General features: G+C 64.0%; 12 protein-coding genes. 5 read left to right on the plus strand and 7 right to left on the minus strand.

The genetic code is table 11. The features are described from left to right. Window positions 1-293 precede the first annotated feature (293 nt). Entirely contained in the window at window positions 294-1,286 is a 993-nt protein-coding gene (folE2, locus tag C9F12_RS20495; protein ID WP_108450042.1) for a GTP cyclohydrolase FolE2, read from the minus strand. A 195-nt stretch (window positions 1,287-1,481) separates the two neighbouring features. Continuing rightward, window positions 1,482-2,423: a LysR family transcriptional regulator gene (locus tag C9F12_RS20500; RefSeq protein ID WP_108450043.1), complete on the minus strand. Its 942-nt coding sequence runs from the start codon at window positions 2,421-2,423 to the stop codon at window positions 1,482-1,484. Window positions 2,424-2,744: 321 nt separating this feature from the next. Between C9F12_RS20500 and trpB the strand changes: the two genes are divergently transcribed. The 3 genes from trpB (at window position 2,745) to sstT (ending at window position 6,521) form a co-directional block, all read left to right on the plus strand. Next, window positions 2,745-3,992 carry a tryptophan synthase subunit beta gene (gene trpB, locus C9F12_RS20505; protein WP_108133831.1) on the plus strand — a complete coding sequence of 416 codons (1,248 nt, stop codon included), beginning with the start codon at window positions 2,745-2,747 and terminating at the stop codon, window positions 3,990-3,992. Between the two features lie 25 nt (window positions 3,993-4,017). Continuing rightward, entirely contained in the window at window positions 4,018-4,845 is an 828-nt protein-coding gene (trpA, locus tag C9F12_RS20510) for a tryptophan synthase subunit alpha (protein WP_108450044.1), read from the plus strand. Window positions 4,846-5,300: 455 nt separating this feature from the next. Continuing rightward, window positions 5,301-6,521: a serine/threonine transporter SstT gene (sstT, locus tag C9F12_RS20515; protein ID WP_108450069.1), complete on the plus strand. Its 1,221-nt coding sequence runs from the start codon at window positions 5,301-5,303 to the stop codon at window positions 6,519-6,521. Between the two features lie 126 nt (window positions 6,522-6,647). Here sstT and pflA read toward each other — a convergent pair whose 3' ends face one another. Continuing rightward, on the minus strand, window positions 6,648-7,391 hold the full coding sequence (gene pflA, locus C9F12_RS20520) for a pyruvate formate lyase 1-activating protein (protein WP_108450045.1): 744 nt from the start codon (window positions 7,389-7,391) through the stop codon (window positions 6,648-6,650). 88 nt (window positions 7,392-7,479) lie between these two features. Continuing rightward, a complete protein-coding gene (gene pflB / locus C9F12_RS20525) occupies window positions 7,480-9,756 on the minus strand; it encodes a formate C-acetyltransferase (RefSeq protein WP_108450046.1) in 2,277 nt (758 codons plus the stop codon). A 370-nt stretch (window positions 9,757-10,126) separates the two neighbouring features. Between pflB and C9F12_RS20530 the strand changes: the two genes are divergently transcribed. Together C9F12_RS20530 and C9F12_RS20535 are read left to right on the plus strand one after the other, a co-directional pair. Beyond that, window positions 10,127-10,627 carry a hypothetical protein gene (locus C9F12_RS20530; RefSeq protein WP_045993789.1) on the plus strand — a complete coding sequence of 167 codons (501 nt, stop codon included), beginning with the start codon at window positions 10,127-10,129 and terminating at the stop codon, window positions 10,625-10,627. Then, the gene (locus C9F12_RS20535; RefSeq protein WP_108450047.1) at window positions 10,627-11,532 is read left to right on the plus strand and encodes a tetratricopeptide repeat protein; all 906 of its coding nucleotides are present in this window, start codon (window positions 10,627-10,629) and stop codon (window positions 11,530-11,532) included. The genes C9F12_RS20530 and C9F12_RS20535 overlap by 1 nt, the downstream gene beginning before the upstream one ends. A 117-nt stretch (window positions 11,533-11,649) precedes the next feature. Here C9F12_RS20535 and htpG read toward each other — a convergent pair whose 3' ends face one another. From htpG to C9F12_RS20550, 3 genes are all read right to left on the minus strand, one after another. Further along, complete coding sequence (gene htpG / locus C9F12_RS20540) at window positions 11,650-13,554, minus strand: molecular chaperone HtpG (protein WP_108450048.1); 1,905 nt, start codon at window positions 13,552-13,554, stop codon at window positions 11,650-11,652. Window positions 13,555-13,815: 261 nt separating this feature from the next. After that, window positions 13,816-14,835, minus strand: coding sequence for a PaaI family thioesterase (locus C9F12_RS22985; RefSeq protein WP_240184312.1), 1,020 nt, complete (start codon window positions 14,833-14,835; stop codon window positions 13,816-13,818). Window positions 14,836-15,031: 196 nt separating this feature from the next. Then, window positions 15,032-15,388: a YkvA family protein gene (locus C9F12_RS20550; protein ID WP_045993792.1), complete on the minus strand. Its 357-nt coding sequence runs from the start codon at window positions 15,386-15,388 to the stop codon at window positions 15,032-15,034. Window positions 15,389-15,522: the final 134 nt, after the last annotated feature.

A 15,522-nucleotide genomic window follows, 5' to 3' on the forward strand; every position in this document is an offset into this window, starting at 1 on the left:
ATGGCGTGCTGTTATCGCAACGCCATGGATGTTTCATGGCCTTGTCATGACCACGCCCTGAACGGTGTGTTCCGTCCTATAAAACCACGTCTCAAACCCCTGTTTCGACCTGCCCCCCCACCAAGTGGTCTCCTACGCGTGCCGAAGCACATATCCTTGCTGGCTTGCCAGCCGGCCATACAAGGATAAGGCCGCTTCGGACCCTTGCGCACGCTACCAGATCACAGCACGCATCCTCGCTAGCCTGCCGGCCGGCCATACAAGGGCAAGGCCGCTTCAGGTACTTGCCCACGCTACCAGCGCCAACTGCTGCGGGCCACGGCGTCGTGGGCGTGCAGGCTCTCGGCATGGATCACCTTCTGTTCGAAGCCATCGATCCCCGGGATGGTCATCAGGCAACCATGCACGCGGCGTGCGGCGTCCTCGCAGAACATCAGGTTCTGCCCGTTGGCCAATGCAAAGGCCTGTTCGTCGGGACGCTTGACCGCGGTCTGCAGCGCCGTGCCCAGGCTCTGCTCCACCCTGTCGATGACTTCGACCATGGGGACGTCCTCGACCTCGAGGCCCAGCCTGAGCGCCACGATCACCTGGCTGCGCTGGCTGTGAGGCGTCGCCACGATCCCCGACTCTTGCCCCAGCCAGCGGTGCACCTCATCACGGGCCGGATGAGGCTCTGCGGCAAAGTCTCCGTTGAACTGTTGCTGGATCAATTGACGCGCCAGCGCCGCGGAACAGGGGCAAGTGGAGGAATAGCCCACCTCCAGACGCAGGATTACCGACCGCTGGCCACCTCGTTGCTCGACTTCAAGGTGAAAGGGATAAGCCTTCCAGCCAGCCAGGTCACTGACCAACGCCGGACGCTTCAACAGCAAACGTCCTTCGAGAGACAGACTGGCAGACCGGGAGAGACCCTCGTGACTGTCGAGAAAGCGCGCCAGGCAGGCGTCCAGTCGAGGCAACGTCAGCGCTTCTTCGGTCAGGTCGTCAAGCGCCAGGTACAACCTCGACATATGAATCCCGCGGGCCTCCGGGGCGTCAAGACTGACCCCTGCGTTCACCCTGGCTTCGATCCGCTGTCCCGCCAGTTCGACGGGCAGCGCGATGCCCTCCATGCCGACCCAGTCCAGGGCGACGCCCTGGCTCACCTGCTGCACGGCCACATCCGACAGCCTTTGTGGATCGTCGATGGGCTCTCTCCCCCGGGCGTCTGTGTCGACCGTGTCGTTGACCGTATCGCTGACTGTGTCGTTGACGGCCTGGTTGGCCTCGATCTGTGCGTAATTCATCCTTTCACCGCCGGTTCAGCCTGATAAAAAAATACGTTATAACATAACATTAACAAAGACTGCATTCAGACCTCCTGCCCTACCACCAGCACGCAGCAGCGCGACCAAGCACCCGTTCACAGCGCGGCAAGCCACATCATTGCCGGCTCGCACCTCGTATCAGCCCAGCACCTCGTATCAGCCCAGCACCTCGTATCAGCCCAGCACCGGCGCTTCGGCCAGCTCTGCCGCCAACCAGTCGGCCAGATCATTTGCCAGCGGATGGCGCGCCCCCCTAGGCCCGGCTGCCAGTTCCAGCACCAGGCAGGCGTCGGTGGCGACAAAGCCCCAAGGCGCCACCAGGCGCCCTGCGCGCACGTCCTCTTCCACCAGGTAGTCCGGCGCAATGCCGACCCCAAGCCCCACCAGGGTCGCCTCCAGCAGGTAGTTGAGGTGCTCGAAGCCCTGGCCCATCGTCAGCCGCTCCGGCGCGATCCCCTGGCGGCGACTCCAGTCGCCCCAGGCGGAGGGACGTGAACGGGTATGCAACAGCGCTTGGCCGAGCAGTACCCGCGGGTCGGGCGGGCTTGCTGTAGCCCCGCCGGACCGATGCAGCTCAAGCTCACGACTGAGCACGGGACCGATGCGTTCCTGCCCGAGGATACGGGTGACCTCGCCCGGCGGCTCCCCTTCCGGCAAGCGCTGAAAGCGCAGCACACCATCGACCCCGGATAGCGTCGCGACACCTTCCTCACCGGCGGTCAGATGCAACTCCAACTGCGGCAGAGCCTGCTTCAAGCGGGCCAGTCGAGGAATGAACCAGCGCGCCAGGAAGGAGCCTGGGCAGCTCAGCACGAAGGGCGACTGGACGCTGGTGCGAGCGACCTCGGCGCAGACCCGTGCCAGGGCGCCAAGATGGAAGCCGGCGGCGTCGGCCAGCTCACGGCCGGCATCGGTCAGTCTCAACCCCCGCCCTTCCTTCTCGACCAGGGCAACCCCCAACTGGTCCTCGAGCAGCTTGATCTGACGACTGACCGCACCATGGGTCAGGTGCAGCGAGGCCGCCGCCCGCGACACGCTACCGTGGCGCCCCAGCGCCTCGAAGGCCCTGAGCGCCCTGAGCGAGGGCAACGGGACGTCCTGGTTGTGCGATGTCATGGCGAACGTCTCTCCCGGCTTGGCATGGGGTGTCTTGTATTGTCTGGGCTGGGCTTGTCTGGGCTGGGCCTGGTGTGCCCCGGCGCCCAGAGGTCAGCTGATGGTGCCACCGCGTGCCGTGCGTGCGGACTTCCGGGGCACGGCTCACGGCCTAGTTCGGGACCACAGTGAAGGGCCGAGTGGTCTTGCTGCCCCTCAACTAGTGAGATTTTCTCACACATCCTGGCCGTTATTTCGATTTTTTCCGGCCTCATGCAGCGCTACGCTGCTGTCCATGCCATTCGGGGCGCAGATCGCGCCTGGTCAGCCTTGGAGCCCGTCATGAACCAGCAACGCCCAACTCCCAGCCTCCGTCACGGACCCGACCCTCGTGGTTTCTTCGGTGACTTCGGCGGTCGTTTCGTGGCCGAGACCCTGATGCCGCTGATTCTGGATCTCGAGCAGGAATACGACGCCGCACGCCAGGACCCGACCTTCGCTGACGAGCTGGCCTCGCTGTCGGCCGACTACGTCGGTCGCCAGAGCCCGCTGTACTTCGCCGAGCGCCTGACCGAGCATCTGGGAGGCGCGCGCATCTATCTCAAGCGCGAAGACCTGATGCACACCGGCGCCCACAAGATCAACAACGCCCTCGGCCAGATCCTGCTCGCTCGTCGCATGGGCAAGCGTCGCATCATCGCCGAGACCGGCGCGGGCATGCACGGTGTGGCCACCGCCACCGTCGCCGCACGCTTCGGCATGGACTGCGTCATCTACATGGGCAGCACCGATATCCATCGCCAGCAGCCCAACGTACAGCGCATGCAACTGCTGGGCGCCAAGGTGATTCCGGTCACCGCCGGCGACGGTACTCTGAAGGACGCCATGAACGAGGCGCTGAGAGACTGGGTCACCAACGTCGACTCCACCTTCTATATCATCGGCACCGTGGCCGGCCCCCACCCCTACCCAGCGCTGGTGCGCGACTTCCAGTCGGTGATCGGGCGAGAGGTGCGCGACCAGATCACCGCCAAGGAAGGACGCCTGCCGGATTCGCTGGTCGCCTGTATCGGCGGCGGCTCCAACGCCATGGGCCTGTTTCACCCCTTCCTCGACGACCCTGAAGTGGCGCTGGTCGGCGTCGAGGCGGCCGGCGAAGGCCTCGACACCCCACGCCATGCGGCCAGCCTCAAGGGTGGGCGGTCCGGCGTGCTGCACGGCAACCGTACCTTTCTGCTGCAGGACGACGAGGGCCAGATCAGCGACGCCCACTCCATTTCGGCCGGCCTCGACTACCCCGGCATCGGACCCGAACACGCCTGGCTGCATGCCATCGAGCGCGCCGAGTACGTGGCGGCCACCGATCGTGAGGCGCTGGACGCCTTCACCCTGCTGTGTCGCAAGGAAGGCATCATCCCGGCGCTGGAGTCTTCCCACGCCCTGGCCGAGGTGATCAAGCGCGCCCCGCGACTGCCGGCGGATCATCTGATGGTGGTCAACCTGAGCGGCCGCGGCGACAAGGACATGGCCACCGCCACCGAATGTCTTGCCGATGAACTGGGCCTGGGAAAGCCCGACCAGCAGGACTGACACCCCGGATTCCAGGAGAGAGACCATGACCACGACCACTACCGCCGAGGGGCGCCTCGCACGTCGCTTCGCCGAGACTCGCCAGCAGGGACGCGCCGCCCTGGTGACCTACATCGCCGCCGGTGATCCCGACTACGACACCAGCCTCGCGACTCTCAAGGGCCTGGGCGAGGCCGGCGCCGATGTGATCGAACTCGGCATGCCGTTCACCGACCCCATGGCCGACGGCACCGGCATCCAGCATGCGACCCGCCGGGCGCTGGATGCCGGCCAGACCATGGACAAGACCCTCGAGATGGTCCGCCAACTGCGTCGGACCGATCAACAGACACCGGTCGTGCTGATGGGCTACTACAACCCCATCTACGCCCGTGGCGTGACACGCTTTCTCGATCAGGCCAAGGCTGCCGGCGTCGACGGTCTCATCGTGGTCGACCTGCCGCCGGAACACGACGACGAGCTGTGCCAGCCTGCCAATCAAGCCGGGCTCAACTTCATTCGTCTGGCGACCCCCACCACCGATGCCCGCCGTCTGCCGGGGGTGCTCACCAATACCTCGGGCTTTCTCTACTACGTCTCGAGCAACGGGGTCACCGGCGGTGCTGCGCCAAGCGCCGAACGCGTGCAACAGGAGGTAGCCCGCATCCGCGAGCACAGCGATATTCCCATCGCCGTGGGCTTCGGTATTCGCACCGCCGCCCAGGCCAGAGAGATTGGCGCCTTCGCCGACGGCGTGGTGGTAGGCTCGGCGCTGATCGATGCCCAGGCCAGCGGCGACACTCCCGCCGAAGGTACCCAAGCCGTGCTCGAATTGACGCGCGAGCTGGCCCAGGCGCTGACCGGCGCCCGCTAGGCCCTGACAAAGAACCCCGGTCAGGAACTCCGGTAAAGAACGCCGGGACAGAACCCCGGGAAAGAGCCCCTTATCGCGTGATCCCGGTACAAAGGCCCTGTCCGCGTCTGCTCGACATAAAGACGCCTCGAGGAGACTCACCTCAGGCCTTGCGCCGAGCCACTCCCGGGAAGCGTCTCTTCCCCACGCAAGCCCCGCCGATCAGGCGGGGCTTGCTGCCATCGGGCCGAACATCTTCCCGACCCAGTCAATATTTTCAGCTGACACCAGGAATGCAGCCACACCATCTATGCAACTGCTGATCCATGCCAGATTCTTACTGCTGATATCATGCTTAAGTCGAACCGTTGGGTGTGGCCGACGGTGATAGAATCGCCCTCCTTCCGGCCACAAGCCGACGCCCATCCGTCCTGTCGCGACGGTCGATGCACACTCCACGCTTCGAGACCAGAGCCATGTCCACCTCCTTGAGCGCCCCCTTCAAGGCGCTGAATCGTCTGGGGCTGATCCCTCAGATCGTGATCGGTATCCTCTGCGGTATCGCCGTCGCCACCCTGTCCCCCGAGCTCGCCACCTCGATATCGCTGCTCGGCCAGGTGTTCATTTCGGCCTTGAAGGCCGTCGCCCCGGTGCTGGTCTTCGTGCTGGTGATGGCCGCCATCGCCGGCCATCAGCGCGGCCAGCCGACCCAGATCCACAGCGTACTGGTGCTGTATCTGATCGGCACCCTGGTGGCGGCGCTGGTGGCGGTGGTGGCCAGTTTCGCCCTCCCCACCGAACTGACCCTGAATACCGCTCAGGCCAGCGGCAATCCGCCAGGCGGCGTGGTAGAGATCCTGCGCAACCTGCTGTTGAGCGCCGTGGCCAACCCGGTCAGCGCATTGATGAACGCCAACTTCATTGCCATTCTGGTGTGGGCCGTCAGCCTCGGCCTGGTGCTGCGCAGCGCCAGTGCCGCGACCAAGGCCATGATCGAAGACCTGTCCCAGGCGGTATCGACCCTGGTGCGCTGGGTCATTCGTCTGGCACCGCTGGGTATCTTCGGACTGGTCGCCGGTACCCTGGCCGAAGCCGGAATCGGTGCGCTGCTGGAGTACGCCCAACTGCTGTCGGTGATCGTCGGCTGCATGCTGTTCGTCGCCCTGGTGACCAATCCGCTGATCGTCTTCCTGGCCACTCGCCAGAACCCTTATCCGCTGGTCTTCAGCTGTCTGCGCGGTAGCGCCATCACCGCCTTCTTCACTCGCTCAAGCGCAGCCAACATCCCGGTCAACCTGGAGCTGTGCAAGCGTCTGAAGCTGGACGAGGACACCTACTCCATCTCGATTCCGCTCGGCGCTACCATCAACATGTCCGGTGCCGCCATCACCATCAGCGTGATGACGCTTGCCACCGCCCATACCCTGGGCATCAGCGTGGACTTCGTCACCGCCCTGCTGCTGTGCGTGGTCTCCGCCCTGGCCGCCTGCGGCGTCTCCGGCGTGGCCGGTGGCTCGCTGCTGCTGATTCCCATGGCCGCCAGCCTGTTCGGCATTTCCGCCGACGTGGCGATGCAGGTGGTCGCCATCGGCTTCGTCATCAGCGTGGTCCAGGACTCCACCGAGACCGCCCTCAACTCTTCCACCGATGTGCTGTTCACCGCCGCCGCCAGCCGCAGGGGCGAACTGAGCGACTGACGCCCAGAGGCGCTGCCGCGCTTGCTCATCTCCTGAAACAACAGCTCTTCTGAAACGACAGCGAGCCCCTCTCACCAAAGGGTGAGAGGGGCTCGCTGCGTTGTTCGAGCGGGCGACGACACCACGTCAGCCAGCGATGACCTCCGGGTGATACCGCGAGGCGATCGTCACCAGGCGCTGCATGGTCTCGCCACTCGGTGGCGCCACTCCTGCCAGCGGATAGTGCTCTCCCAGCTCCTGCCACTTGTACTCGCCAAGTGCGTGATAGGGCAAAAGCTCGATACGCTCGACGTTGTCCATGGTCTCGACGAACTCCCCCAGCAGGTGCATGGATGCCTCGCTGTCGGTAAAGCCAGGCACGATCACCTGACGAATCCAGGTGGGCTTGCCGATCGCCGCCAGATGACGGGCAAAGGCCAGGGGACGGCGTCGGGGGATACCGGTGAGCTCGCGGTGCACGCTTTCGTCGAGATGCTTGAGATCCAGCAGCACCAGGTCGGTGGCGGCAAGCAACTCGTCGAGGACCTCATCGTAGTGGCAGACGTAGCCATTGGTGTCGAGGCAGGTGTGCATGCCCTCGGCCTTGGCCGCCTGAAACAGGTCGCGCACAAACGCCGGTTGCAGCAGCGCCTCGCCGCCGGTGCAGGTGATGCCGCCCCCTGACGCCCGCATGAACGGCAGATAGGTTCTGGCTTCGGTGAGTATCTCGTCCACCGTCACCTCACGTCCGCCCTGGCGATCCCAGCTGTCGCGGTTGTGGCAGTACTGACAGCGCATCACGCAGCCCTGCAGAAACACCAGAAAGCGAATGCCTGGGCCATCCACGGCACCACAGCTCTCCAGGTGATGGAGACGGCCAGTGATCATCATCTGGACTCCTCACGAAAAGGGGCTCCGGGAGAGACCCGGAGCCCGGAAAGGGACCGCTGTCGCGGCCCCGGGCGAGACGACTGTCGGCTCAGAGCGTTTCGGTGAAGGTCCGGGAGATCACGTCGCGCTGCTGTTCCGCGGTCAAGGAGTTGAAGCGCACCGCGTAGCCGGACACGCGAATGGTCAGCTGAGGATACTTGTCCGGATTGACCACGGCGTCCTCGAGCATTTCGCGGTTGAGCACGTTGACGTTCAAGTGCTGTCCGCCTTCCTGACGTTCGCTGTGGTGGAAGTAACCGTCGAGCAGGCCAGACAGGTTGCTGCGCTGGGCGCCCTCGTCCTTGCCCAGCGCCCTCGGCACGATGGAGAAGGTATACGAGATCCCGTCCTTGGCGTGGGCATAGGGCAGCTTGCCCACCGACGTCAACGAGGCCACAGCGCCCTTGGTGTCACGCCCGTGCATGGGGTTGGCACCCGGTGCGAAGGGCTCGCCGGCGCGACGACCGTCCGGCGTGGTGCCGGTCTTCTTGCCGTAGACCACGTTGGAGGTGATGGTCAGCACCGACTGGGTCGGCTCGGCGCCACGGTAGGTATTGAGCTTGCGGATCTTGTTCATGAATGTCTCGACCAGCTCGCAGGCGATATCGTCGACGCGCGGATCGTTGTTGCCGAAGCAGGGGTAGTCACCCTCGATCTCGAAGTCCACCGCCACGCCGTCAGGATCACGCACCGGACGCACCTTGGCGTACTTGATCGCCGACAGCGAGTCCGCCGCCACCGACAGCCCGGCGATGCCGCAGGCCATGGTGCGCTTGACGTCGAGGTCGTGCAGCGCCATCAGCGCCGCCTCGTAGCTGTACTTGTCGTGCATGTAGTGGATGGCGTTGAGGGCGGTCACGTACTGGCGTGCCAGCCAGTCCATCAGGCCATCCATGCGCGCCCACACCTCGTCGAAGTCGAGCACCTCGGTGGCGATCGGCTCACTTCTGGGGCCGACCTGGATCTTCAGCTTCTCGTCGACGCCGCCGTTGATCGTGTAAAGCAGCGTCTTGGCCAGGTTGGCCCGGGCACCGAAGAACTGCATCTGCTTGCCGATCACCATGGGAGACACGCAGCAGGCGATGGCGTAGTCGTCGGAGGCGAAGTCCACGCGCATCAGATCATCGTTCTCGTACTGGATCGACGAGGTATCGATGGACACCTTGGCGCAGTAGCGCTTGAAGCCGTCGGGCAACTGTTCGGACCACAGCACCGTGAGGTTGGGCTCCGGGCTCGGGCCCATGGTGTAGAGGCTGTTGAGGAAACGGAAGCTGGTACGGGTGACCAGGGTGCGTCCGTCCAGTGCCATCCCGCCCAGGCATTCGGTGGCCCAGATCGGGTCGCCGGAGAACAGCTCGTCATACTCAGGGGTGCGCAGGAAGCGCACCATGCGAAGCTTCATGATGAAGTGATCGACCAGCTCCTGGGCGCGGGCTTCGTCGATCACGCCTTGGCGCAGGTCACGCTCCAGGTAGATATCGAGGAAGCTGGAAGTACGTCCCAGTGACATGGCGGCGCCGTTTTGCGACTTCACTGCCGCCAGGTAGCCAAAGTAGGTCCACTGGATGGCCTCCTGGGCGTTGGCAGCCGGGACCGAGACGTCGAAGCCGTACTTGGCGGCCATTTCCTTGAGCTGGCCGAGTGCACGATGCTGCTCGGCGACTTCCTCGCGCAGCTGGATCACCGCCTCCAGGTCCTCGCCCTGTTCGAAGCGCTGCTGCAGCGAGGCAAACTGCGCCTGCTTGTCACGCATCAGGAAGTCGACGCCGTAAAGGGCGACCCGGCGGTAATCACCGATGATGCGTCCACGCCCGTAGGCGTCCGGCAGTCCGGTCAGCACCCCTGACTTGCGGCACTTGAGGATGTCCGGGGTGTAGACATCGAACACCCCCTGATTGTGGGTCTTGCGAAATTCGGTGAAGACCTTCTTGACCTGAGGATCGAGTTCACGACCGTAGGCCTGGCATGAGCCCTCCACCATCTTGATGCCGCCGTTGGGCATGATCGCCCGCTTCAGCGGCGCGTCGGTCTGCAGTCCAACGATGGTCTCGAGACGCTGATCGATATAGCCGGCGTCATGAGCGGTGATGGTCGAGACCAGCGAGGTGTCGAAGTCCAGCGGTGCATGGGTGGCGTTTTCCTTCTTGACGCCTTCCATCACAGTGTCCCATAGCTCGCGAGTGCTGGCCGCCGGCTCGCTGACCAGGAAACGCTCGTCACCCTCGTAGGGGGTCACGTTGGCCAGCAAGAAGTCTCGTACGTCGACGTCCTTCTTCCACTCGCCCCCGGCAAACCCTTCCCACGCTTGCGCGAATTGCTCTTTCATCGACTTGCACCTCAACAGAGTAAATGACAACGCTAGTCCTGCATGCTGAGCGACGGCCATCCCTCGGAGATGGCAGCCGGCCCGCCTGTTCGGTGGCAGCAGCGGTCGCCGCATCGGAGGCGGCGGGTGTGCTGCACGCTTCTCGATCGGCGAAAAAACACCTACCCTCGAGAGCACAATTCGACCTTAGCAGTAGTCCCGTCGCCCCTACTTGACCCGCATCATGGCGCCACAGGACAGCGATACAGCGCGAGCGAAGCGGCCAAGAAACCTGTACCAGGCCAATTTCGCGCGGCGAGGACGGCCGCCTGCGCTATGCTGACAAGGGCATACGTAGGCCTGAGCCCTGTCCCACCGCCGGGTGCCCGTGATGAACAGCTTTCCCACGCTTCTGGAGTACGGTCTGCCAGGCTTCGCCGTGGTGCTGCTGATCCTCGGCTACCACCTGCTCAACAAGACCCACACCCTGTTGCTCAATGAGCGCTCTGGCGAGACCCGAGAGGGCACCGAGTTGCGCATTCGCTATCTGCAGGAGATCTCCAAGAACGCCAGGCTGTTCATGGCGCTGAGTCTGCTGTTCTTCGTCGGTGGGCTGGCCATGGCGATGATGAAACCCTCGAGCCAGGTCAATCTTTCCATCGCCCCGCCCGAAGGCGTGCTGCCGGTCATCCGTCTGCAGGAGCGGGACATGCCGCTGGATGGCCGGGGCACGGTCGTGCTGAAGGTCCAGGACGACAATGTGCTGCGCATCTTGAACAACGATCTGCACGGCCGGCTGATCGCCATCGAGCAGGAGCGCGACGCCTTGAAGAGCCAACTGGCCGACGTCATCGCTGCAGCGGAGCGAGATTCTCCGCAGGTAGGCTTCTAATGAAGAACACGCAGGGCGCCTTGGCGTCGCGCGCGATGGCGACAGACCTGGCCGGGCCAGCGAAGGGAAAACGACGGCGCCAACCCACGTCTACGATAAACGCCCTGCTGATCGTGCTGCTGAGCGTCGGGGTGGCGTGGCCGGTGGTTGCCCAGCAGGCCCCGCTGTCCAGGGCCAAGGCGCTGTTGCAGCAGGGTGACAACCAGGCCGCCCTGCGCGAACTACGTCCTCTGCTCGAAAGTCCTGATCCGCTGGCCCGGATGGAGGGCTTGAACGCCCAGGGCTGGATTCTCTATCGGGAAGGCCGCCACGCTGACGCCTCAGCGCTGTTCGAGCAGGCACTCAGGGCGAGTCAAGGTCATGACGGCTTGCGTGAGGTGCGCCTGAAGACCCTCAACAACGCTGGCATCAACGCCTTTTCCGCCGGTGAACTCGACAAGGCTCGAAGCTACTTCGAGGCCGCACTGGCCCTCGGCAGCGACGTGGCCCCGCGCTACCTGACCATCATCACCCGCCAGGCCCCCATGCAGTCGGCCCAGCAGCAGGTCAGCGCGGGACGTGAAAAGCGCATCGAGCGCGACTTCGCGGGGGCGGTGGCCAACTACACCCGGGCGCTTGCGATCGACCCGAACAACAACGACGCGCTCTCCTACCGCGGCTACGCCTACTACCGCCTGGGCCAATACGACAGGGCCCGGGCGGATATCGAGGCGGCCCTGGCGAGCTCTCCCCAGCGGCTGGACGCACTGATCAACCTGCTCAAGGTGAGCTGCGCCAGCGGCGATGACATCGATGCGGTGCTCAAGCGCCGAGGTCACGCCATCCAGCGTCAGCGTGAGGCCATGCTCGACGACAGGGAGCTTCAGCGCCAGTGCCCCGACCTCTTCGCCAGCCTGAAACGCTGAACAACCGCCATCGGCGCGGCAAGGACGTCGCCTTGCAGTTGCCTGAACGCAGCGACGCCACCCGAAGGTGGCGTCGTGGTTGGGGCGCTTGAGCTCTTGACGTAGGCAGCCAGCTTGTCAGGCACTCAGCAGGGCGTTGAGACGCTTGACGTAGGCGGCCGGATCGTCGAGATGACCGCCCTCGGCGATGATCGCCTGATCGAGCAGGATCCGCGCCAGATCGCCGAAGCCGTCACCGTCGGCCCCTTCCAGGCGAGCGACCAAGGCGTGGTCCGGATTGAGCTCGAGGATCGGCTTGACCTCCGGCAGGCTCTGGCCCGCAGCCTCCATGATACGGCGCATCTGGAAGCCCATCTCGTGCTCGGGCAGCACCACGCAGGCCGGTGAATCGGTCAGGCGGTGGGTGATCTTGACCTCCTGAACCTCCTCGCCGAGCGCTTCCTTGACCCGCTTGACCAGATCTTCCTTGGACTTGGCGGTCTCCTCCTGGGCCTTCTTCTCGTCTTCGTCCTCGACGTCCCCCAGGTCCAGATCGCCCTTGGCAACATCGGCAAACTTCTTGCCGTCGAACTCGGTGAGATGGCTCATCAGCCACTCATCGATGCGATCGTGGAGCAGCAGCACCTCGATGCCCTTCTTGCGGAAGATTTCCAGGTGGGGGCTGTTCTTGGTGGCGTTGAAGCCATCGGCGACGATGTAGTAGATCTTGTCCTGACCTTCCTTCATCCGCTCCACGTAGTCGGCCAGGGACTGATCCTGAGTGGCGCTGTCGGTGTGGGTTGAAGAGAAACGCAGCAGGCCGCTGATCTTGTCGCGGTTGGCGTAGTCCTCCGCCGGGCCTTCCTTCAGCACCGAACCGAAGGTGTTCCAGAACGTCTGGTAGGCTTCCTTGTCCTTGGCCAGCTTCTTGAGCATGTCCAGGGCACGCTTGGTCAGCGCGGACTTGATCTTCTCTACCTTCGGGTCCTGTTGCAGCAGCTCACGGGACACGTTCAGCGACAGATCGCGGGTGTCCAGCACCCCCTTGATGAAGCGCAGGTACAGCGGCAGGAACTGCTCGGCGTCGTCCATGATGAACACGCGCTGGACGTACAGCTTGACCCCACGGGCGCCGTCACGCTCGTACAGGTCGAAGGGTGCGCGGCCCGGCACGTACAGCAGGCTGGTGTACTCCAGGTTGCCCTCGACCTTGTTGTGGCTCCAGGTCAGGGGGTCGGAGAAGTCGTGGGCCACGTGCTTGTAGAAGGCCTTGTACTCGTCCTCGGAGACCTCGCTCTTGGGCCGCACCCACAGCGCGGTCGCCTCGTTGACGGTCTCCCAGGTGGTGACCTCGCTACCGTCGACCTCGTTGCCATCGTCGTCGGTAGCCTTTTCGGTACGCGGCATCTTCACCGGTACTTCGATATGGTCGGAGTACTTGCGCACCAGGCTCTGCAGGCGATAGTCGTCGGCGAACTCCTTGGCGTCCTCCTTGAGGTGGAGGATGATCTCGGTGCCGTGCTTCTCGCGCTGGATCTCGGCGACCACGAACTCACCCTCGCCTTTCGAGCGCCACTCGACGCCGGCATCGGCGGCGTCACCGGCCTTGCGGGTACGCACGGTAATCTCGTCGGCAACAATAAAGCCAGAATAGAAGCCGACCCCGAACTGGCCGATCAGCCGGGCGTCCTTCTGCTGTTCGCCGGAAAGCTGCTTGAGAAACTCGGCGGTGCCACTCTTGGCGATGGTGCCCAGGTTGGCGATCACGTCCTCGCGGTTCATGCCGATACCGTTGTCACGAAGGGTGACGGTGCCGGCCTCGCTGTCGTGCTCGATCTCGACGCGCAGCTCGCTGTCGCCCTCGTAGAGCGCATCATTGTCCAGCGCCTGATAACGCAGCTTGTCGCAGGCGTCGGCGGCGTTGGAGATCAGCTCCCGAAGAAAGATCTCGCGGTTGGAGTACAGCGAGTGGATCATCAGGTTGAGAAGCTGCTTGACCTCGGTCTGAAAGCCCAGGGTTTCTTCGTGGGTAGCGGTGGTCATGGTAGATCGAACCCCTTTCGACATGGCGATTTCCGGGCCAGCGATGGGTCGCTGGCGGTCCAGAGTGCACGGCTCGCGCCGCACGTCATTCAAGATGACAATCGATATGGGGTCCGCGCTGCGCTTTTCAAGGCTGGCACCACCAAGTCAAGGAAGGCACCTTCAGGTCAAGGCTGGCGCCAGCAGGTCGACCTTCCCGGACCTGGGCCGACGTCCCTGGCCGTGGTCACCCGGCTAACGGCTGCCCAGGCCGGCACTCACCTACGCCGGCGCCCCCAGCACGTAGGTCAAGCGAGCCCGGGCAACCGGCGCGTCTTCGTCGTCCTGCCACGCCCATGCCTCGACATTGGCCATGCGCCGCCCTTCGCGCACCAGACGACAACGCGCGAAGGTTGGCTTCACCCCGGCCGAACTGAGGTAGTCCACGGTGACGTTGACCAGCCTCGGCAGGCGCGGCTCACGGGTCTGCGCCAGGGTATCCAGCGCTGCAGCAGTCTCCAGAAAGGCCGACACCACACCACCGTGCAGCGCCGGCAGCATCGGATTGCCAACGTTGTGGGGACGCGTCTCCAGTACAAAGCGCCTGCCGTGCTCATCGCGGTCCTCCCTCACCCCGATGAAGTCGGCGTAGGGCACCTCGCCAAGCCAGGCGTTGATCTCACCGCTGGCACGCCCACGTTCCAGCAAGCCGCTGACACTCTCGTGTGGAGCCGCCGCTATCGCACCACTGTCGGCATCGCCAACTGGGGCCTTCTCTTCGATAAGGGGATCGCCCTCGTCTTCCACAAGACCGGCGAACATGGCCTCGGCAAAACCTGCTGGCGTGTTGCGCGGCCCCAGCCGGGCAAAGTGCCCGCGGGCGCAGGCCACCACCTGTCCTTCGTGCTGCCAGGCCCGGGCCTCGGTGAACACCACCGAGTCGGTGATGGCCTCCACTTCGGCACGTACCCACAATGACGCCCCCTGACAGGCAGGGCGACGATGACTGATATGCAGATCCAGGGTGGGACAGACCTCAGGACTTGGCAGTGCCGGCAGGACCGAGGCACCGCAGGCGGTGTCCAGCAGTACGCTGAGCACCCCGCTGTGCACCAGGCTTCTCGAGCGATCACCGCACAACTCGGCGCCCCCGGGCAGATATAGGGTGACGCCGCTGGCATCCACCGCAACGACGCGCATGCCGAGCGCCTGGGTATGTGGAATGACATCGACAAAGCGCTGAAGCGCCTGCCGCCAGAGCGACACGGAGGGTGGCTGCAGGGTGCGGTGCGAGGAGGACATGAGCGGGCTCGAATTCAAACGTTTGACTGACAATCTAGACCCAGCCCGCCGACGCCACAATAGGTCCTTGGTCCGCATTTTTACCTTTTACCCGCCAAATGCTCGCCAAGCGTCAGAAACAGACGACGTACCCTGAAGCAAACGCAAAAAGCTCGAATCCGCACACTTCGAGCCAGAAAATCAAGAACAAGGCACCTTAGATGTCGTGGATATCCCGCTCCTCCCGCGGAGCATCGTCCTCGCCAATACCACGCCAGGCGCGATAGTCGGCCAGACTATTGTCCACCTTGGTCAGCAACCAGCCGACGATGACCACATCATCGAGAAGACCGAACAGCAGCAGCACATCGGGAATCAGGTCCAGCGGTGACACCAGATAGGCAAAGGCCACCGCCATCCAGCCGAAAGCCGCCCAGGGCACCGGGCGGTAGCGACCGCTGAGCACGTCCTGCAGCATCGGGATAAACAGCTTGAGCGCCCGCATTATATGCTTGAACGCTCGGGTGCGTTGGGTAAAGCGACCAATAACGGGGATTCGATCAAACAGGGCCATGGATAGTCTCCTCGACTCAATTCAGCACCAACGATTGCCGATGGTATTTATCGGGTGTCAACGGCTATCTTCATGGCGTCGACGTCGTCTTATCGCAACATGGGGGCGAAGCTGACCGGGGTCAAGTCTCGTAA

Origin of the sequence: Halomonas sp. BN3-1, from assembly GCF_003056325.1 — a bacterium.
Lineage (GTDB): Bacteria > Pseudomonadota > Gammaproteobacteria > Pseudomonadales > Halomonadaceae > Halomonas > Halomonas litopenaei.

Excerpts from the sequence above, each read along its gene's own strand:
- trpA (WP_108450044.1), top strand. The coding sequence starts at position 4,018 with ATGACCACGACCACTACCGCCGAGGGGCGCCTCGCACGTCGCTTCGCC.
- trpB (WP_108133831.1), top strand. The coding sequence starts at position 2,745 with ATGAACCAGCAACGCCCAACTCCCAGCCTCCGTCACGGACCCGACCCT.
- C9F12_RS20550 (WP_045993792.1), bottom strand. The coding sequence starts at position 15,388 with ATGGCCCTGTTTGATCGAATCCCCGTTATTGGTCGCTTTACCCAACGC.
- sstT (WP_108450069.1), top strand. The coding sequence starts at position 5,301 with ATGTCCACCTCCTTGAGCGCCCCCTTCAAGGCGCTGAATCGTCTGGGG.
- C9F12_RS20530 (WP_045993789.1), top strand. The coding sequence starts at position 10,127 with ATGAACAGCTTTCCCACGCTTCTGGAGTACGGTCTGCCAGGCTTCGCC.
- folE2 (WP_108450042.1), bottom strand. The coding sequence starts at position 1,286 with ATGAATTACGCACAGATCGAGGCCAACCAGGCCGTCAACGACACAGTC.
- C9F12_RS20500 (WP_108450043.1), bottom strand. The coding sequence starts at position 2,423 with ATGACATCGCACAACCAGGACGTCCCGTTGCCCTCGCTCAGGGCGCTC.
- C9F12_RS22985 (WP_240184312.1), bottom strand. The coding sequence starts at position 14,835 with ATGTCCTCCTCGCACCGCACCCTGCAGCCACCCTCCGTGTCGCTCTGG.
- C9F12_RS20535 (WP_108450047.1), top strand. The coding sequence starts at position 10,627 with ATGAAGAACACGCAGGGCGCCTTGGCGTCGCGCGCGATGGCGACAGAC.
- pflA (WP_108450045.1), bottom strand. The coding sequence starts at position 7,391 with ATGATGATCACTGGCCGTCTCCATCACCTGGAGAGCTGTGGTGCCGTG.
- htpG (WP_108450048.1), bottom strand. The coding sequence starts at position 13,554 with ATGACCACCGCTACCCACGAAGAAACCCTGGGCTTTCAGACCGAGGTC.
- pflB (WP_108450046.1), bottom strand. The coding sequence starts at position 9,756 with ATGAAAGAGCAATTCGCGCAAGCGTGGGAAGGGTTTGCCGGGGGCGAG.